The organism is Aeromonas popoffii (assembly GCF_037818705.1).
GTDB classification, from domain to species: Bacteria; Pseudomonadota; Gammaproteobacteria; order Enterobacterales; family Aeromonadaceae; genus Aeromonas; species Aeromonas popoffii.
This window is the reverse complement of record NZ_CP149129.1, coordinates 4261755-4280447: the sequence shown is the minus strand read 5'-3', so window position 1 is coordinate 4280447 and position 18693 is coordinate 4261755. Positions and strand designations below refer to the sequence as shown.

Sequence of the window (18693 nt, the reverse complement as noted above, 5' to 3'; positions counted from 1 at the left end):
GGCTGGTCATTGACCGGCTTTTTTGTTGCCAGGAAGGATTAGGAAGGCAGTGGCATCACGCGGTTGCGGCCCAGCTCCTTGGCCTTGTAGAGCAGCTTGTCGGTACGTTCGACCAGGGCATTGCCCGTCTCCTGGCCATTGTACTCGCCTACCCCGAACGATGCCGTGATATGGTCGATGCGGCGGCCGGACTTGCGATCCAGAATGGACATTTTCTCGATGGCCCGGCGCAGGCTCTCGGCCATTTGGCGGCTCAGGGCCAGGCTACGCATGGGTACCAGCAGGGCAAACTCCTCGCCACCGAGCCGGTAGGCGGTGACGCCCTCCTTGCAGGTTTCCCGCAGTCGCTTGCTGAAGGCGCGCAATACCTGATCCCCCAGCAGGTGGCCATATTCGTCGTTGAAGTTCTTGAAGCGGTCTATGTCTGACAAAATGAGCGAGAAGGGCCGCTTGCTGCGGATCAGGCCGTCTATCTCCAGATCGAAGGCGCGCCGATTGAGCAGTGAGGTGAGGGCATCCTCGTTGGCCAGCTTGCGAGTCTCATTCAGTGTCTCACGCAGCTCCTTGATCTCCTTCTCGGCGTTACTGAGCTGATTGCGAAAATGCATGGTCGACATGCGAATATCTCGCGACTCCCGTACCAGATCCCGCAAGATACCCATGGTATCCTCCAGGCTAAGCCCCTCATCGTCGATGAGGCTTAGTCGATCGAAGCTCTTGTCGAGTATCTCCTGGAACATGCCGGTGTCGGAGATGGCGTCCTGCATGGTATGGCCGAGCTCGTTGGCCATGGCGGCCAGACTGAGTTTCATCGCTTCCATCTGCTGCTCGTCCTGGGCGGCGAGATGCTGGTGATAGAGCCGTTCACAGGTGATGAGAGAGCAGGTGCCCTGTAGCTTGATGGCCTGTTCGATAGCCTGATTGAGCTCGGGCATGCTGGCGGCCACATAGTTATACCAAAGGGTGTAATTATCAGGTGTCGTGGGAATTTGATACTTGATCATCAGGGGAACCGCCTGCTTCAGATAGGCGGCAGATTGGGCAAACGAGTCCTTGCTCATGAGTTCCGTGTCTCATCATGACTGCAAACTTTGCATAGTATGACAGAGAGATTGGCCAAAAGGCAGCCGATGGATGCCATTAGCTCCCCCCTTCGATATAATGTCTGCGTTATTACCTACCCTAAGGCCTGCTTATGTCTCAAAAAGATCCTTTCCTCCAACGCGAGGCCGAAAAATACGAAAACCCCATCGCCAGTCGCGAGATGCTGCTGGAGCTCATCAAGGGCCATGAAAAACCCATGTCCCGGGAAGAGCTGGCCAAGGCACTCAAGCTGACCGACGAAGAGCCGTTGGAAGCATTGCGCCGTCGTCTGCGCGCCATGGAGCGTGATGGGCAACTGGTATTCACTCGCAACCAATGTTATGCCCTGCCGGATCGTCTGAATCTGGTGAAGGGGTATGTACTCGGCCACAAAGATGGTTTCGGTTTTCTGCGCCCGGAAGGTGGTGGACCGGATCTCTATTTGAACAACCGCGAGATGCAGCGCCTGATGCATGGCGACTACGTGCTGGTGCAGCCGACCGAGATTGACCGCAAGGGTCGTCAGGAAGCGCGTCTGGTACGTCTGCTCAAGTCCCGCGAGGCGGATATCGTCGGCCGTTACTTCGTCGAGAATGGCGTCGGTTTCGTGGTGCCGGATGACAGCCGTATCGGCCAGGACATCATCATCCCCGAAGGGGAAAACAAGGGTGCCCGCCAGAGCCAGGTGGTGGTTGTGCGCATCAATCAGCGCGCCACCTCCCGCATCAACGCGGTCGGTACCGTGCTGGACGTGCTGGGCGAGAACATGGCGCCAGGCATGGAGATTGAGATCGCCCTGCGTACCCACGGTATTCCACATACCTGGCCGGAAGAGGTGACCAAGGAGGTTGCCGGTCTGGGCGAACAGGTACCAGAGAAGGCCAAAGAGGGTCGTATCGACCTGCGTGCCCTGCCGTTGGTCACCATAGACGGGGAAGATGCCCGCGACTTCGATGACGCTGTCTTCTGTGAAGCCAAGCGCGGTGGCGGCTGGCGCTTGTGGGTGGCCATCGCGGATGTCTCCTCCTATGTGAAGCCCGGCACAGCGCTGGATGCCGAAGCGTATCAGCGCGGTAACTCTGTCTACTTCCCCGAGTTCGTGGTGCCCATGCTGCCGGAGGTGCTCTCCAACGGTCTCTGCTCCCTGAACCCGCAGGTCGACCGCCTGTGCATGGTGTGCGAGATGACCATCTCAGCCGCCGGCCGCATGTCCGGTTACAAGTTCTACGAAGCCGTGATGAACTCCCACGCGCGCATGACCTACAGCAAGGTGGCGGCGATCCTGGGTGGCGAGCCCAAGCTGCGTCAGCAGTACGAGCCGCTGGTGGGCCATATCGAGGAGCTCAACAACCTCTACAAGGCGCTCAAGCACGCCCGTCACCAGCGTGGCGCCGTGGAGTTCGAGAGCGAAGAGACCCGTTTCATCTTCAACGCCCAGCGCAAGATTGACCAGATAGTGCCGCTGGTGCGCAACGACGCCCACAAGATCATTGAAGAGTGCATGATCCAGGCCAACGTGGCCGCAGCCCGTTACATCGAGAAGAACGAAGCCTTTGCCCTGTTCCGGGTTCACGATCGTCCGGGCGAAGAGCGTCTGACTGGTTTCCGCGATTTCCTGGCCGAGCTGGGTCTGGAGCTCAAGGGTGGCCTTGAACCCGAGCCGAAAGACTTTGCCGAGCTGGCTGCCAAGTTTGAAGGGCGCCCCGATGCGGAGCTGCTCTCCACCATGCTGCTGCGTTCCATGCGTCAGGCGGTTTATCAGGCCGACAATATCGGCCACTTCGGTCTGGCATTGAAGTCCTACGCCCACTTCACCTCGCCGATCCGTCGTTACCCCGACCTTATCCTGCACCGCGCCATCAAGTACCAGACGGCCAAGGAGCAGCAGGGCAATCTGCGCCACAAGTGGACCCCGAGCGGTGGTTATCACTACCAGCTGGAAGAAGTGGATCCGATGGGCGAGCACTGCTCCATGACAGAGCGCCGTGCCGACGATGCGACCCGCGACGTGGCCGACTGGCTCAAGTGCGAGTACATGCTGGATCACGTGGGTGACGAGTTTGACGGCGTCATCGCCAGCGTCACCGGCTTTGGTTTCTTCGTCCGTCTGGCGGAGATCCACATCGATGGTCTGGTGCACGTCAGCACCCTCACCAACGACTACTACCAGTTTGATCCCCTGCACATGCAGCTGATCGGCGAGAACTTCCGCCGTCGCTACCGTCTGGGCGACAAGGTGCGGGTCAAGGTGATGGGCGTGAATCTGGACGATCGCAAGATCGACTTCGTGATGGTGGAAGCGCCACTCACCGGCAAGGATGGCAAAGAGGTGGTGCGCAAGCCTGCCAAGGGGGGCCAGCGTCACGAAAAACGCAAAGAGGGAAAGGAGACCGGCAAATCCGACAAGGGTGGCCGCGCCAAGCCCAGCAACAGACGACCGAGCAAAAACGCTCGCGACAAGGTGAAGGCCAAGGGGTAAGCCCTCGGCTCATGTCTTGGGTCCGGCGACCTGGGCTGAGGCCGTAAGGAGCTGATGGCCCCGGGTGATCTCCTCCAGAGCCCGATAGTCCCGGAGACGAAAAAAATCCGAACCCTGTTACCGGGGTTCGGATTTTTTATGGTCAGCGAAAAGGGGAGGGGCTCAGCCCTTCGGCGGAGTTCGGCTAAGCTCCGCGCCTATGGCGAGCATCTTGATGCGGCTGCGCCGCATGGGATGCGAGGGCATTTCGCCCGCCCACTCGGCGGAGCTCAGTCAAGCTCCGTGCCTATGGCGAGTGACTTTTCTTTGCGTGGCCAAAGAAAAGTCACCAAAAGAAAGGCCAACCCCGCTGATTCGCTCTCCTGCGTCGAGTCCCCTCGCCTCCGCCATGATGCTGACGGCACGCGCCGACGGGCCTTCCCTGGCCCGCCGCCGCTCGCTCGACATCCCTGTCTCGCGGCCTGGTAGCGTGCCTTCGTCTCGGCGAATCAGAGGGGGAACCAATACCGTGCCCGCCTGTGACTGGGTTGGCAGGCTGTTGGGCTGTTGGCTGCTACGCGGCGCTCAGAATGGTGGGAGTCTCTTTTCGGTTCTCTTAAATTGTTTGTTATATCTTGTCGCTAATGAACCCTTCTGACTTATACACTTCCACAAATAATTTGTATTTGTTGATTAGCATCGCCGCATGATCACTTAGGTTTGATAGCAATTCTCTGTAACGTGCTTCTGAGGGTCCATTTCTCCAGTCAAATGGAGGGACAACCATCAAAGGCTTACGTTGCGGATGGTCGACTGACAAAAAAGAAATACAGATTTCGTTAAAGCTATACACTGCATTTAGGAATTCTTCCTTTGCCGCTTCCACTTTTGGATTGTAAATCTTGTATTTTGGTCCATTTAAGTATTCTGCCCTATCAAGAGATCTAGCAAATTCATATGGCATACCAGAGATGTATGAAAGATCTACAAGGTGTAACGTATTTTCGTAAGGCAGTAGCTCAACAATTTTTCTATAATACGAAGATCATGTGACTTTTTTGCTTGTTCTTCCTCATGCTCAGATGAGTTAATACGGCCAATCGTTACATTCATATCCCCACCAGATTGAAACCCATTCCCTGAGCCAACAGTTAAAGTCTGGTTATGATTCTTACTGTTATCAATTTCATTAACTTGATTATTAAACTTAAAGTTAAAAACTTTCGACCCACCCCAAAAGAGCCCGATAATACCAACAAAGGTTCCCAAATATGTTGCCGCATCTGCTCCGACATTCTCATTGAGCCAATCTATCATTTTGTTCCCTATAAGCTATTTAGCGAATTCAGCTATTTTAATACAGCCATCGGACTGTAGAACGATATAACTCCCTGTTAAGGGGTGAGCAACGCAATACCGATGCTGCCGCATACCACCTTAAACACTAAAATCAACGCATAGTGAAAATGCCACGCGTTGCGAATCCCTCTTAAACTGTTTGTTAGCTGTCATTATCCGAGGGAGGAAGGATATTTCTTGATATAATAGTGTAACTTTTTTACTGGTTATCTATTTTTTCATTTTCAATATCATAGTAGTAATGTGTGATTTCATAGTTTTTAAACAATTCAGGATCTAACTTAGTTACTGCATATGGATTGTGGTGTATTTGTAGACCGTCGAGGTGTGTTTCAAAATGTTTAATGTTCGGCTTTATATCTACCAGTAAACCATTTACCTCATGAAATCTACTTACCCTTATATCTCGGCTCAATTCACTTTGCGTGATTGCTTTTCCAATCATTGTTGTTGTAGAAAATATAACCGCGCTAACTTCCTTGAATTTATCATTTGTAAATAATCCAAGTATCAAGCGATACGGTATCATTCTTCATGACGTATGGAACTTTCACCTCTTCAAAACCATTACTAGTTTTTACTACACCTTGCCCGTATAGCACACGAATAATAGCTTCATTGTTTTGCATCCAAGAGTGCTTTTGCTCAAAGGGGGCTATTGCTATCACATAAGGAGCATTCTTTACATGCTCAAATTTAGCATATGTTTTAAAGAATTTTTCGTGCTTACTCTTTATTGCATTTAGAACTCTCACACAGGCAAAACCTAGAAACTTATCATGCTCTATTTTGGTATTGTTCTGCGACCATTCAGGTTCAGAGTCGTAAGCATGGTTAGCGGTTACAGCCTCAACATTTACAATACTTTTTAAACCATCAGAATTCTTTGAAACAAGAGTAAAATCAGGACTTGCTTTTGAAAAATCTACTGTAAGATTTAGATATTTGAAACATTGATATAGATACACTTCCCAAAACGAGGAATTAAAAGTCGTCTGAAACTCATAATTGAACTTATTATCTCTATCTTCAAAGCCACTAGCCCATCTATTAATCACCTCTCGAACTGGCTTATATTCTTCAGATAATAACACGGATAAATTAGGGTTAAGTTTTTTCTCATCTGCGATTATTTCAAATAAATTCAATGGTTTTCTTGCAGCTTGCGACCAATCATTTATAAAAAAGCATCCAAGTTTATAGTGATGTAAAATGTACTCAACTATCGATATCCGTACTGCAGCTGCAGTCTCAATACCAACCCGCTCGGAAAGCATCATGCTTAGTGAAATTAAAAATTGTTGCGGACCATCAGGACCATCAACATCATCCCAACTTCTTAACATAGCACCGATATATTCAGATTCGTTTATGTAAAAACGTTTCACTCGGTCTTGCACAAAGTCTGAACCATGTCTTGCTGCATCCAGTTCTTCCAACACAAACTGCCATGCTACTTTTTTACTATCTTGTTTTGAGTCGATGATTTTTATCAACTCAGATACTGTTGAATCAATTATTTTTTGTATCTGTATTTTACTTTAACTTGTGACAGCTAATGCCCAAAGCAGCGGCGCGCGTTAGCGCGTCCAGCCCGCAGGGCGAGGCTGCCTTTGTTTGTTATGTGTTGATAATTATTCATTAAATGTAAGCTTCATGGCTGTATGATTACCTTGTAATAAAGCCCCTACTTGAACGCTAGCACTTGGAGACATGTTGGCGTACTCATCACTTAGGTATTCAATAGTTTCCTCAACCTCCCAAGGTCCTAAGGAAGCTTTATAGGTCTCATATTCATCTTGAATTTGTCGCCAAGACTCGTATTTATCTTTCGATATGAGCATACCGTCTTCAAGATGGATAATCGTAATCTGCATACTTTTACACATAACGCTTTGCTCACCGGAAAATTGGGAGCGAAGCGAGTAATTTATCCGCGTGCAGCAACTTGTTAGGCTCTTATTACTGGAACAGCCAAATCTTTCAAAGGACCATCTTTAAGTTCGTGTCTTAGAGGTGAGGTTAAATTAATTAATTCTTGATAGTCACTCTCTATTTCCTGCTCTGTGCCGGCATAATATTTAAGCGATGAGTTTCTCAATGATTCTAGTAAAGGCTCTCTAACGCTTGTAACGAACTGGCCATAGCAGTCATCGCCTTCACTTATGTTTTTAAAGTCTTTCAGATCGCCGAGCCTTGTAAGGGGAAATATACATCCCCCATAAAAGCTCATTATTCTAGTTGTAGGATAATGATACTTTTCGCTTTTCCCTGACAGAGCTTTAAGTGCAATACCTGCCAAAAATCCTGCTTTAATAACCCTTGTCAAAGTATCAACACTAGAAACAAACCTCCTCCCTGGCTCTGAGAATCCTTTCAAACATAACCCAAACATAGAACCAGCATTAAAATCAGCATCCATTTCCAGCGCTCTGGTCTCATCGTTACTATTTTCTTGATATTTGCAGTGACCAAAAATAACGTGACACACTTCGTGGAAGTAAAGTAAAAGGCAAGCATCTAGAACCCAATTTATGGTTTCTTCAGAAATATCGGTTTGGTCGTCGACATGTGGGAACCAATCGTCGATTGAGTTACGATTGTTGTTTTTATATTCTTGAATGTGAACTTCAGAACTCAGCTCTATTGCAATTGAAAGTAGAATTGCCGGAATACCCAAACTAAAGCTGATCTCATGATTATTTTCACCATGATCAATTTTACTCGCGTGAGCATAGAAGTTATCTTGACTCATAGGGCGATACTCTAATGTCCAACCAGCAGGAGAAAGACGATGTCTATTCAGCAATTCATTTTGATGATGGACTTCATTCATATGTTTTCCACATACTTTGTGGACTAAATCTAACCTTTTTCCATAAATATTCTGACGCATAAAAATCTGATTTAAGCGATCCTTACTTGGGCAATCTATAGTCATTTGACCAAAAAGCTCATCATCAGAACCATCAATCATTTTGTACATGTATTATTTCTCGATACCTATATTGGAGCCTAACGCCCTGTTAAGGTGTGAGCAACGCAATACCGAGGCTAGCGCATACCACCTTAAACACTAAACGCAACGCATAGTAAAAATGCCACGCGTTGCGAATCACTCTTAAACAGTTTGTTAGGTTTGTTGTAAATATGGTGCTATAAAGTCAATTAGAAAGCAATATAACAATATAAGACCCGCTCCAAATCCCGACAAAACTGTTGGGATAACTGTAAAAAACCAGACCCGAGCGCTAATCAGTGCGCTTTTTTGCTCAATACGCTGAATTTCATTTAGAGTCGACATATCGGGTTTTTGAAGCCGTTTTGAGACTCTGTGCATTTGCACTGAAACACTGATCATTTTATATAGTTCAAAACCTATAAATGTCATCAGTGATATCAATATAAGTGCGCCGGAGCTTAACATTGCCCATTGAGGTAAATCACTTTTTAGACTTGACCATAAAGTAAAGAAACCCACGTAACCAGCCGCAATAATTACATTGCTATAAGAGTTAGCTTTTCCGTATACGTGGGCAACTACTTCTTTTGTTGCCGCAATATTTTCATTTGTCATCATACGAGCTTGCTGCTGACTCATTCTATTAATATGACCAGCTAAATCATTGTGCCTATCAACACAACGTCTTTCCAAATCGTATATTTCTCTGCTCAATTGCCCATCTCCAGAAAACCTAACAGTGATTAGATGGAAGGCGGTACTAATCCGTTAGCAGAGCACTCCATATAACTCCGTAACATCTTTATCGCCGCCAAGTGAAAATTATCATTAAATCATAATATTACCAGCTTGCTTCTCGTGCCGAGCGTATTCGCTTGACTTCCTCTTTTTGCGCCACTATCAGCACTGTATAAAAAAACAGTTCGCAGATCAGTCTTGGAAAGCGTCGCCTCATCACGCCTGCGTGAACAGCTCAGAAATAAATATAAGGCCGTCACCATGTTCAGTGATCACGCCACTCGCTTATCCATTCCATCAGGCAAGGCTACCGCCCCTGAATTTCAGCCTCCAGCCTGCTGCTTTTTACCTGCGCGGTTTCGTTGGCCTGACCCATGGGTGACTCCGACGAGGCTGTTGCCAAACGGCTATGTTAGCGAGCGATGCAGGAGAGGGAAGCGGGCGATGATGGTTTCCTGAGCAAGATCAATAAATTAATCGTTCTGAGCTGTGTTGAAGTCGAACATCAACAACGCAAGGGCTGATCTTCAATGAACTGAAATTGGGAAACTGAAATTGGGACACCCACAAACTGAAATTGGGATGAAATTGGGACACCCACCGTTTTGCGCACCGCGCAGCGGCTAACAGGCCATGATTGGCTTGTCGCCACGAGCCACTGAAGAGCTCGATATAGCGGCAGGCGCTTGGCCGAGCAGCTTCCTCCTCCCTAGATGCCGGTCTCTCTGGTATGATGCGTCATCATTTAGCGACCGGTGACGACGCCAGCATCATGGGGGTCAGGCTGCCGGTACGGCCATTTTTCTTCGGGGCGCATTCATGCGACCCGACACCACGGATTTTGAACATGAGTACTGAACTGATCTACGGCATTCACGCTGTATCCGCGCTGCTGGAGCGCACCCCGGAGCGTTTCATCGAAGTGTGGGCCCTCAAGGGGCGGGATGACGACCGGCTGCAACCCCTGCTGGCCGAGCTGGAGTCCCTCGGCCTCAAGGTGCAGAGCGTGAACCGCAAGACCCTTGATGACAAAGCGGAAGGCAACAATCACCAGGGCATCATGGCCAAGGTGATCGAAGCGCCCAAGCTGGCCGAGCACGATCTGGCCAGCCTGCTGGACGAGCTGGCTGCACAACAGAGCCAGCCCTTCCTGTTGGTGCTGGACGGGGTGACTGACCCGCACAACCTCGGTGCCTGCCTGCGCAGCGCCGATGCGGCCGGGGTCCATGCGGTGATAGTGCCGCGGGACAAGGCCAGCGGCCTGACCTCAGTGGTGCGCAAGGTCGCCTGTGGCGCCGCCGAAGTGGTGCCGCTCATCCAGGTCACCAACCTGGCTCGCACCCTGCGTGAATTGCAGGAGCGCGGCATCTGGCTGGTTGGTACTGCTGGCGAGGCGGATCACGATCTCTATCAGGCCAAACTGACCGGCCCCATGGCACTTGTTATGGGTGCCGAAGGCAAGGGGATGCGCCGTTTGACCCGCGAGCATTGCGACGAGCTGGTGAGCATCCCGATGGCCGGGGCCGTCTCCAGCCTCAACGTGTCGGTGGCAACGGGCGTCTGCCTGTTTGAAGCCGTGCGTCAGCGTCGCGCCTGAGGCGAACGGGATGGACAGACCCCCGTTTAGCCGGGATCGGGTCATGAATGAGCAGGAGGCCGCGCGCCTCCTCTCTTTTGCCCGTCCGCTGACATTAACCCCCCGCACTTGTCTCTGGCATGCGGGCGACAGGCCCGACCTGCTGGTCAGGGTTGAGCAGGGGCTGCTGCGGGCCAAGGTGGTGCTGGCGGATGGCCGTGAGTACATCAAGGAGTTCTACTGGGAGGGGGACGAGTTTATCGATTTCCACCATCTGCTCAGTGGTGAACCTGCCCGCTACAGCGTGGAGGCGCTGGAGCCCTGCCGTTTGCAACTCTTCAACCTTGGCGACTTGCGTCAGCTCTCTTGCTGGCCCGCCTGGTATCACCACCTGCTGGCGGTGCAGTTGCGGATCAAAGAAGAGAAGGAGTTGCTCTTGCTGACCGAGAGCCCTCAGGCCCGTTATCAGCACTTTCTGCAACGCTTTCCCGAGCTGGACGCCAGGGTGCCGGATCACCAGATCGCCGCTTATCTGGGCATCACCCCCATCAGTCTGAGCCGTATTCGCAAACGGTTGAAGGATCTTAACAAAAGTTAATGCCTGCGCCTGCGCGGCTGGCTATGCTGCCCTTCTCATCATGAGCAAGGAACTTCCATGAACTGGTCCCTCAAGTCTTTTGAACAACTCGACGTCAACGAACTGTATGAACTGCTCACCCTGAGATCCCGCGTCTTCGTGGTGGAGCAGACTTGTGTCTTCCTCGATATGGACGGGGTCGACAAGCGTCCCGATGTGCAGCACCTGCTCGGCTGGCAGAATGGCGTGCTGGTGGCCTACGCCAGACTGATGGCGCCCGGCGTGGCCAAGTCGCATCAGGTGGTGATCGGCCGGGTGGTGACGGCGCCCGAGGCCAGAGGCGACGGTCTGGGTCACCAGCTGATGCAACAGGCGCTGCAAGAATGCGAACTGCTGTGGCCCGGGATCAGCATCTATCTGGGCGCTCAGGCGCACCTGCAGGGTTTCTATGGTCGTCATGGCTTCACCGCCGTGGGCGAGCCCTATCTGGAAGATGACATTCCCCACATCGGTATGACCTCCTTTTAATATCTTTTAGGCATAACAATGAAATTATTATGTCTTGAGGTAGTAAAGAAAACGGGTGCTCGCCGCCATATTACTGGGTACCCTCTGAATGATTAATCGGCAACTGTTGATGGATATGTTTAAAAATGGTTTTTTACCCCATTAATACTGAACAAGATTCAGCGATTGAGCCGTTGAGCCATTTTATCTGCGTTCGCCACACGAGTGGCTGTCGCTGATGGAGCTGTTGCGCAAGCGGTTCGCTCTGGACCTGCAAACCGTCGCCATCATCACTCTGGTGCTGGGCAATCTGGCCCAGGCCTTCTCCGATGTGCTGGTCAAGCTGATCGGCCCCGGTTTCAGCCCCTTCCAATACATGGTCCTGCGCCAGCTGCTGACCCTGCTGGTGCTGCTGCCCTTCATGCTGCGGGTGCCGAGAGCGGCTTGGGGACTGGGTGCCTGGAAATGGCACCTGCTGCGCGGTCACCTCTGTCTGCTCGGCGGGGGAGGCATGATGCTGGCCCTGACCCAGCTGCCGCTGGCCACGGCCAACGCCATCTTCTATGTCTCTCCGCTGCTGACCCTGCCGCTGGCGGCCTGGTTGCTCAAGGAGAAGATCCACTCCCGGGTCTGGCTGTTGGGGGGCATGGGCCTGCTCGGGGTCGTGTTCGTGCTCAAGCCGGGGGATTTTCATCTGGCGGGACTGGGTGCCTTGGTGACCGCCTTCACCCTGGCGCTGTTCAACGTGACCGGCCGCAAGTTGCCAGCGGGTATCTCTGTGGTGGCAACCCTGTTCTGGGCCAACCTGCTGGCGTTGCCGTTGACGGCGGGGTTGGCGGTGAATCAATGGCAGCCGGTGGACTGGCGTCTGCTGGCGCTGATCGGTGGCAGCGCGGTGATGCAACTGCTCTACCATGCCAGCTGCATCTACGCCTATCGGCAGGTGGAGGCCAACCGTATTGCGGCAACCGAATATTCAGGCCTGATGTTCGTGGTGTTGCTGGGGATCTGGCTGTTTGGCGAGATCCCGGTCTGGAACCTCTGGGTCGGGATGGGCTTTATCCTGCTGGCCATCCATTGGCAGCGTCGCCTGAGCTAGGTCACTCTGCTCTCCTCCATATGACAAACCGGCTGTTGGCCGGTTTGTCATATGGGCATCTTATGAAGCCGATCTCGGTTGTTGCACCGAAAGTAGGGTAGTCTGTCCCGCTCTTAGTGACAGGAACCCGTCGTGACACCCACCCTCTTTGCGGCCATCCTGCTGGCCGCGCTGTTGCACGCCCTCTGGAATGCGCTGGCCAAGCGCCAAGCCGAGGGGCGCGTCAGCGTATTGCTGGTCTCCCTCTGCTCCGGGCTGTTTGCCGCCCCCTTCTTGCCGCTGGTGGGACTGCCTGTGCCTGCCGAATATCCCTGGCTGGCGCTATCCATCCTGCTACATTGCGGTTATTGCCTGTTTCTCGGTCGGGCCTATCGGTTGGGGGAGTTCGGCCAGATCTATCCGCTGGCCCGTGGCAGTGCCCCCCTGGTGACCCTCTTGCTCGGGGTGCTACTACTGGGGGAGGTGCCAGGTGGAGTGGCGGTAGTGGGGGCTGTGGTGCTGGTCAGCGGGGTGTTGCTGATGGCCTGGCGTGGCGGCATCAGGCTGGTGCCTGCAGCCCTGCGTGCCGTGCTGATCACGGCGCTGTTCACCGCCGCCTATACCCTATCCGATGGCGCTGGCGCCCGTTCGGCCGGGGCGCCTGTGCGCTACACCCTCTGGTTGTTTGCCCTGACGGCCTTGATGATGCCGTTGCTGATGCGCTGGCAGAGTCGCACCGCCTGGCACGCGCACGATCTCGCGGCATGGCGAACCGGTGCGCTCGGCGGCGCCCTGTCACTGCTTGCCTACGGCATCGTCATCTGGGCCATGACCCAGGCGCCCATCGGGCTGGTGGCGGCGCTGCGCGAGAGCAGCGTGCTGTTTGCTGTGCTGCTCTCCTGGTGCTGGCTGGGGGAGCCGTTGGGGCGGGTGCGGCTGTGGGCCGCGCTGGTGATCCTCTGCGGTATCCTGCTGATCCGCCTCGGCTGATTGGTGACGACGTCAGGCCGGGACACGTCCGGCCTGACGTTTGACTTAAGGAGTGACCTGGGTGACCAGGGTGAAGCCTTCCTCGCAGGGGGCCAGTTGCACCCGAACCTGGTCCAGTTCTGCCAGGTTGCTGACGTGGGTGCCGCCGCAGGGGATGGTGACCTCCGCTCCTGCCAGCATGCAGTGCCAGTAGCGCGAATCTATGATGGCCTCGCCGGTCCGGCTGCGGCGGATCTCGCCACCGGCTGCCAGCCAGTCGGCCAGCTGCTGGTTGATCCTCTCTTCTATCTGCGCCAGCTCCGCCAGCAGCGCCTCGCTGTTGACTCCCTTCTTGCGCAGGCTCTTGCCGATGCGGTACTGCTCTTGGGAGCCCATGGGCTCGACCCGTGAGCTCTGGATGGCGAGGCGGTCAAAGTCGGGCTGATCCAGCGAGTCGCGCTCGCTCACCTCTTTGCGCCAGTAGGGAACCAGCACCCGATTGAGGGCCAGCGCCGCCAGATGGCAGCCGCTGTGGCCCAGGCTCAGGGCATCGCGGGCAGCGGCATCTACCTTCAGTTCAACCCTGGAGCCCACCGCCAGAGAGTGCTGGCCTGCCAGGGGATGTACCACCACGAAGGCCCAGCCTTCGGCGCCACGCTTGACCGGAATATCGGTGTCCACGAACAGTGCTCCTTCGGGGCTGATGGCCCCCATGCGGCAGGGGCCCACGCTGGCGTTGCCGCCATCCCAGCAAACCGTGCCCACATCGCCTGGCTGATCGGGCCAGAGGTGGCTCTGGGGATGGAAAGGGGTGAGGTCGGTCACCAGCAGGCTGGTGTCGCCGCTCTGGCAGAAGACCACGCTGGCCTGTTCATGATGGTGGCCCAGTACGAAACTGGCTCGAGTGTGTTCCATGGATGGCTCCTGCGAATCGAAGAGGAAGAGAGAGCCGCAGCATACGCCAAAGTGCAGACCGGCTCATTAACCTGGGTTAATAAGCCGGCCTCAATAGCGGGTTGTGAGCGCTAGATCATGGCGACCAGCAGGTAGGCGTTGAGCCCGATCACCAGTGCGACGATGAGGCGGCCGACTGCCTGAGTCACCGGATGGTTGCGATACTCTCCCATCAGCGCCCGATCGCCGGTCAGGATCAGCAGTGGAATGAGCGCGAGCGCGATGCCGAAGCTCAGCACCACCTGGCTCAGCACCAATATTTCGGTGGTGTTGAGCCCCATGGCGATCACCACAAAGGCGGGGGCCATGGTGATGGCGCGGCGCAGCCAGAGCGGTATGGCGAAGCGCACGAAGCCTTGCATCACCACTTGACCGGCGAGCGTACCCACCACGGTGGAGGAGATGCCGGAGGCCACCAGTGACAGACCGAACAGGGTGGCGGCGGCCTGCCCGAGCAAGGGAGTGAGCGTCTGGTAGGCGGTTTCGAGTTCGGCCACTGGCTGGTGAGCGCCGTGGAAGGCGGCGGCCGCCACGGCCATCATGGCCAGGTTGACGAAGCCGGCTATGGTCATGGCAATGGCGACGTCCACCCGGGTGGTGTGCAGTCGCTGGGGCACTGTGCCTTGATCCAGGGTGTGCTGGGTCAGCGCAGAGTGCAGGTAGATGACGTGAGGCATGACTGTTGCACCGAGCACGCCAGCGGCCAGGTAGACGGCGTCGCTGTTGGGTAGGCCGGGGAAGAGGGCGCCTTCCAGCAGGCTCGGCAGATGAGGGCGGGAGAGCACCAGCTCGACGATATAGGCCGCTGCCACGAACAGCAACAGGCCGCCAACCACGAACTCCAGCGGCTTCTGACCGCGGGATTGCAGCATCAGAATGCCCCAGGTGACCACGGCCGTGATGCCGGCACCCTCCAGCAGAGTGATGCCGAGCAGCAGCTTGAAGCCCACGGCCGCACCGATGAACTCGGCGAGATCCGTGGCCATGGCGATGATCTCCGCCTGTACCCAGTAGGCCCAGACCGCCGGTTTGGGCAGCCGGTCGCGGATGTGCTCCGCCAGGTTCTTGCCGGTGACTATGCCGAGCTTGGCCGAGAGGGTCTGCACCAGCATGGCCATCAGATTGGCCCATACCACCACCCACAGCAGTTGATAGCCGAAGGTGGAGCCAGCCTGGATATTGGTGGCGAAGTTGCCCGGGTCTATATAGCCGATGGCGGCGATAAAGGCGGGGCCAAGCAAGGTCAGTTTGAATTTACGGGCCGGAATGGCCGTGGTCAGCGCGGGTTGCATGGCAACACTCTCCATAAGGTGATGGAGAGAGAATAGATCTAAATGATAATTATTATCAATTGTTGTGTTGTATCATACCCATAGATAAAAACATCTGCGGCGGCCAGTTGCAGTGGGGGATGTGATTTCGTACAATACGCCGCCCTAGAAAGCAGTGTCTAAACACACCATACGTTCCTTGCCTCCGAGGTCTGGCTGCACCTGGGCGGAGGCTGAATTAATCCGTAAGGAGCTAAAATGCGTCATTACGAAATCGTCTTCATGGTTCATCCGGACCAGAGCGAGCAAGTACCCGGCATGATCGAGCGTTACACCGGCGCTATCACCACCGCGGGTGGTACTATCCATCGCATGGAAGATTGGGGCCGTCGTCAACTGGCTTACCCGATCGACAAGCTGCACAAAGCTCACTACGTTCTGATGAACGTGGAAGCAGAGCAAGCCGTTATCGATGAACTGGAAACCAACTTCCGTTTCAACGATGCCGTTATCCGCAACATGATCATGCGCACCAAGCACGCCGTGACTGAAGTTTCTCCGATGGCCAAGGCCAAGGAAGAGCGCTTCGTCCGTCGTGACGACGAGCGCCGCGAAGATACTGTTGAAGCAGCGTCTTCCGAAGAGTAATTCTGGATCACTGAATAGAGGATAAAGGCCATGGCACGTTATTTCCGTCGTCGTAAGTTCTGCCGCTTCACTGCCGAGAACGTTACCGAGATCGACTACAAAGATATCGTTACTCTGAAAAACTACGTCACTGAATCTGGCAAGATCGTACCGAGCCGTATCACCGGTACCCGCGCCAAGTATCAGCGTCAGCTGGCACGCGCCATCAAGCGTGCTCGTTACCTGGCTCTGCTGCCGTACACCGATCTGCACAACAAGTAAGAATCGGCCCGGCACTTAAGCCTAACTCAACTTTTATAGAGGAAAGGTAATGCAAGTTATCCTGCTCGACAAAATCGCCAAACTGGGCGGTCTGGGTGATCAAGTCGCTGTTAAAGCTGGCTACGCCCGTAACTATCTGATCCCGCAAGGCAAAGCCGTTATGGCTACCAAGGCCAACATCGAGACTTTCGATGCTCGCCGTGCTGACCTGGAAGCCAAACTGGCTGCCGGTAAAGCTGCCGCTGAAGAGCGCGCTGCCAAGCTGGGTGAACTGGCTGCTGTTGTCATCGCCTCCAAATCTGGCGACGAAGGCAAGCTGTTTGGTTCCATCGGTACCCGTGACGTGGCTGATGCCATCACTGCTGCCGGCGTTGCTGTTGCCAAGAGCGAGGTCCGCATGGGCAACGTTCTGCGTAACACCGGCGAGTACGAAGTTGTTGTTCAGCTGCACGCTGACGTTAAAGCAACCGTACAAGTTCAGGTTGTTGCCCTGTAATAGCGTTTCGCTGTTGCAAAAAAACCCGCGCATTTGCGCGGGTTTTTTATTTTGGGAACGAGGGGTAAAGTGAGGCTCTGTTCCTCTGGAGGAGAGCCTTATGGCAGCCTGGGTCGAAGGTAGGGTCATTGAGCGTATCGAATGGACCCCCACCCTGTTTTCCCTGCGTGTGGAGGCCGAACTGGCCCCCTACAAGGCAGGGCAATTTACCAAACTGGCCCTTGTTCAGGGTGATCGCCGCATCCAGCGGGCCTACTCCTTCGTCAATCCGCCTTCTGCGCCGTACCACGAGTTTTATTTCGTCGAGATCCCCGATGGCGAGCTGACCCCCACTCTCGGTTCCCTGCAAGCGGGCGACACTCTGTTGGTGCAATCCCAGGCGACCGGTTTTCTGACTCTGGATGAGCTCCCGCCCGGCCGCGATCTCTGGCTGCTCTCTACCGGTACCGCCATCGGTCCCTTCCTCTCCATGCTGGCGGACGGCGAGGCCTTCGACAGCTTCGAGAACCTGGTGCTGGTGCATGGGGGACGCAAAGGGGAGGAGCTGAGCTATCAGCCGCTTATCGCCAGTTTTACCGAGCAGCAGGGGGCACGCTTTCGCTACGTGCCCTTCGTCAGCCGTGAGACCTGGCCCGATGCGATGACAGGGCGGATCCCGGCGGCCATCGCCAACGGCCAGTTGCAGGAACGGGTGGGGCTGGGTTTTTCAGCGGAGTCGAGTCAGGTGCTTATCTGTGGCAATCCGGCCATGGTGAAGGAGACTCAACAGACCTTGCTGGCATTGGGACTGGCCAAGAACCTGCGCCGGGCGCCGGGCAATATCAGTGCGGAGAATTACTGGTAGTCCAACGAACACAGGGGCCTAGTGCCCCTGTGTGATTACTGCGGTGGTGGCGGTTAGTTGTGCTTGCCGTTCCCGTTGCCATTGCCCTTCTGCTTGTTATGGCCCTGACCCGGATTATTGCCGCTGTGAATGCTGCGGTTGTAGTGATCCCGGTACTTGCCATCCATCTTGTCACAGTTGAATTTGATCCGGCTGTCGCCAATACCAAGATCCAGGCAGTTGTTCTGCCACCAGTCGTACTCTTTGTCATCCCAGTCGAGATTGATCTTGATGCCATCACCGGAGATCTTGATGCCATCGCCATGCTTGCTGGGGGGGGCCGCAAACGCGATGCCGTGCGCCATGAGCAGGGAGAGCAGCAGGGCGCCGCGATGGATAATGGGGTTGTGTTTGGTTTGGGTCATCGCAAGGGTACTCCTGTCGTTACTGGCCACTCTGCGAATTGGCAGGGATCTGGTTGGTTTTCGGTGGCTGGTTGCGGTTCTCTTCATCTTTCAGATTGAATTTGACCGCCTCGCAGTCGGCCGGGGCGGTTTCGCCGCCCCCCAGATCGAGGCAGTCGTTCTGGGGCCAGCCGAACTGCGTGTCATCCCAGTTCAGATTGAATGTAAGCTCATCGACGGAGAATTCGGAGGCACTGCTCTCTTGATATTGCTGTGTCGCTGCGGCGTTGCCGGTAACCAGAAGAAGGGAGAGTAGCAAAGTGGTCTTACTGTTCATGATGGCCTCTGATAATTGCAACGGTGGATGAGTCTACAGACCGGGGCTGAACCTGAGCGGAACCGTACTCCATCTCACCACATGATCAAGTCAGGCAGGGATTGTATCGCTTTTCTGCTGCCGATTTGTCCGTTTTGGTCGCACTCTGGGCAGCTGGTTGTCAATCTGAAGGAATTCAGTCATTTGCCCTTC

At 54.4% G+C, this 18693-nt stretch carries 21 protein-coding genes; 10 read left to right on the top strand and 11 right to left on the bottom strand.

Translation table 11 applies throughout. The features are described from left to right. Nucleotides 1–38: 38 nt before the first annotated feature. A complete protein-coding gene (locus tag WJM78_RS19840; RefSeq protein WP_339011274.1) occupies nt 39–1061 on the bottom strand; it encodes a GGDEF domain-containing protein in 1023 nt (340 codons plus the stop codon). Nucleotides 1062–1195: 134 nt separating this feature from the next. Between WJM78_RS19840 and rnr the strand changes: the two genes are divergently transcribed. Continuing rightward, complete coding sequence (gene rnr / locus WJM78_RS19835) at nt 1196–3562, top strand: ribonuclease R (protein WP_339011271.1); 2367 nt, start codon at nt 1196–1198, stop codon at nt 3560–3562. 607 nt (nt 3563–4169) lie between these two features. On the opposite strand, the gene WJM78_RS19830 is transcribed toward rnr, so the two are convergent. The 6 genes from WJM78_RS19830 to WJM78_RS19805 all read right to left on the bottom strand — a co-directional run bounded on the left by WJM78_RS19830 (nt 4170) and on the right by WJM78_RS19805 (nt 8576). After that, nucleotides 4170–4505, bottom strand: coding sequence for a hypothetical protein (locus WJM78_RS19830; protein ID WP_339011268.1), 336 nt, complete (start codon nt 4503–4505; stop codon nt 4170–4172). Nucleotides 4506–4525: 20 nt separating this feature from the next. Next, entirely contained in the window at nt 4526–4858 is a 333-nt protein-coding gene (locus WJM78_RS19825) for a hypothetical protein (RefSeq protein ID WP_339011265.1), read from the bottom strand. A 530-nt stretch (nt 4859–5388) separates the two neighbouring features. Continuing rightward, entirely contained in the window at nt 5389–6396 is a 1008-nt protein-coding gene (locus tag WJM78_RS19820) for a hypothetical protein (protein WP_339011262.1), read from the bottom strand. A gap of 138 nt (nt 6397–6534) precedes the next feature. Next, nucleotides 6535–6777, bottom strand: a complete 243-nt coding sequence (locus WJM78_RS19815) for a hypothetical protein (RefSeq protein ID WP_339011259.1) — start codon at nt 6775–6777, stop codon at nt 6535–6537. A gap of 74 nt (nt 6778–6851) precedes the next feature. Then, on the bottom strand, nt 6852–7886 hold the full coding sequence (locus WJM78_RS19810) for a hypothetical protein (RefSeq protein WP_339011256.1): 1035 nt from the start codon (nt 7884–7886) through the stop codon (nt 6852–6854). Nucleotides 7887–8033: 147 nt separating this feature from the next. After that, on the bottom strand, nt 8034–8576 hold the full coding sequence (locus WJM78_RS19805; protein ID WP_339011253.1) for a hypothetical protein: 543 nt from the start codon (nt 8574–8576) through the stop codon (nt 8034–8036). Nucleotides 8577–9447: 871 nt separating this feature from the next. Here WJM78_RS19805 and rlmB point away from each other — a divergent pair. The 5 genes from rlmB (at nt 9448) to WJM78_RS19780 (ending at nt 13328) form a co-directional block, all read left to right on the top strand. Continuing rightward, nucleotides 9448–10197, top strand: a complete 750-nt coding sequence (gene rlmB / locus WJM78_RS19800) for a 23S rRNA (guanosine(2251)-2'-O)-methyltransferase RlmB (RefSeq protein WP_339011249.1) — start codon at nt 9448–9450, stop codon at nt 10195–10197. Between the two features lie 10 nt (nt 10198–10207). Continuing rightward, nucleotides 10208–10774: a Crp/Fnr family transcriptional regulator gene (locus tag WJM78_RS19795; RefSeq protein WP_042038855.1), complete on the top strand. Its 567-nt coding sequence runs from the start codon at nt 10208–10210 to the stop codon at nt 10772–10774. A 57-nt stretch (nt 10775–10831) separates the two neighbouring features. Next, nucleotides 10832–11281 carry a GNAT family N-acetyltransferase gene (locus tag WJM78_RS19790; RefSeq protein WP_108535397.1) on the top strand — a complete coding sequence of 150 codons (450 nt, stop codon included), beginning with the start codon at nt 10832–10834 and terminating at the stop codon, nt 11279–11281. Between the two features lie 217 nt (nt 11282–11498). Then, nucleotides 11499–12359, top strand: coding sequence for a DMT family transporter (locus WJM78_RS19785; RefSeq protein ID WP_339011244.1), 861 nt, complete (start codon nt 11499–11501; stop codon nt 12357–12359). A gap of 132 nt (nt 12360–12491) precedes the next feature. Continuing rightward, nucleotides 12492–13328, top strand: coding sequence for a DMT family transporter (locus tag WJM78_RS19780; protein WP_339011242.1), 837 nt, complete (start codon nt 12492–12494; stop codon nt 13326–13328). Nucleotides 13329–13373: 45 nt separating this feature from the next. On the opposite strand, the gene WJM78_RS19775 is transcribed toward WJM78_RS19780, so the two are convergent. Together WJM78_RS19775 and WJM78_RS19770 are read right to left on the bottom strand one after the other, a co-directional pair. Beyond that, nucleotides 13374–14222, bottom strand: a complete 849-nt coding sequence (locus WJM78_RS19775; protein WP_339011239.1) for a hypothetical protein — start codon at nt 14220–14222, stop codon at nt 13374–13376. 110 nt (nt 14223–14332) lie between these two features. Then, nucleotides 14333–15568: an Nramp family divalent metal transporter gene (locus WJM78_RS19770; protein WP_339011236.1), complete on the bottom strand. Its 1236-nt coding sequence runs from the start codon at nt 15566–15568 to the stop codon at nt 14333–14335. 222 nt (nt 15569–15790) lie between these two features. Here WJM78_RS19770 and rpsF point away from each other — a divergent pair, with 222 nt between their 5' ends. From rpsF to WJM78_RS19750, 4 genes are all read left to right on the top strand, one after another. Continuing rightward, the gene (gene rpsF / locus WJM78_RS19765; RefSeq protein ID WP_005313395.1) at nt 15791–16180 is read left to right on the top strand and encodes a 30S ribosomal protein S6; all 390 of its coding nucleotides are present in this window, start codon (nt 15791–15793) and stop codon (nt 16178–16180) included. A gap of 30 nt (nt 16181–16210) precedes the next feature. Then, nucleotides 16211–16441, top strand: a complete 231-nt coding sequence (rpsR, locus tag WJM78_RS19760; RefSeq protein ID WP_005313392.1) for a 30S ribosomal protein S18 — start codon at nt 16211–16213, stop codon at nt 16439–16441. Nucleotides 16442–16490: 49 nt separating this feature from the next. After that, nucleotides 16491–16937: a 50S ribosomal protein L9 gene (gene rplI / locus WJM78_RS19755; protein ID WP_042038867.1), complete on the top strand. Its 447-nt coding sequence runs from the start codon at nt 16491–16493 to the stop codon at nt 16935–16937. 100 nt (nt 16938–17037) lie between these two features. After that, nucleotides 17038–17781, top strand: a complete 744-nt coding sequence (locus tag WJM78_RS19750; RefSeq protein WP_339011231.1) for a ferredoxin--NADP reductase — start codon at nt 17038–17040, stop codon at nt 17779–17781. 53 nt (nt 17782–17834) lie between these two features. Here WJM78_RS19750 and WJM78_RS19745 read toward each other — a convergent pair whose 3' ends face one another. Together WJM78_RS19745 and WJM78_RS19740 are read right to left on the bottom strand one after the other, a co-directional pair. Further along, complete coding sequence (locus tag WJM78_RS19745; protein ID WP_339011228.1) at nt 17835–18185, bottom strand: hypothetical protein; 351 nt, start codon at nt 18183–18185, stop codon at nt 17835–17837. A 19-nt stretch (nt 18186–18204) separates the two neighbouring features. Beyond that, a complete protein-coding gene (locus WJM78_RS19740; protein WP_339011225.1) occupies nt 18205–18501 on the bottom strand; it encodes a hypothetical protein in 297 nt (98 codons plus the stop codon). Nucleotides 18502–18693: the final 192 nt, after the last annotated feature.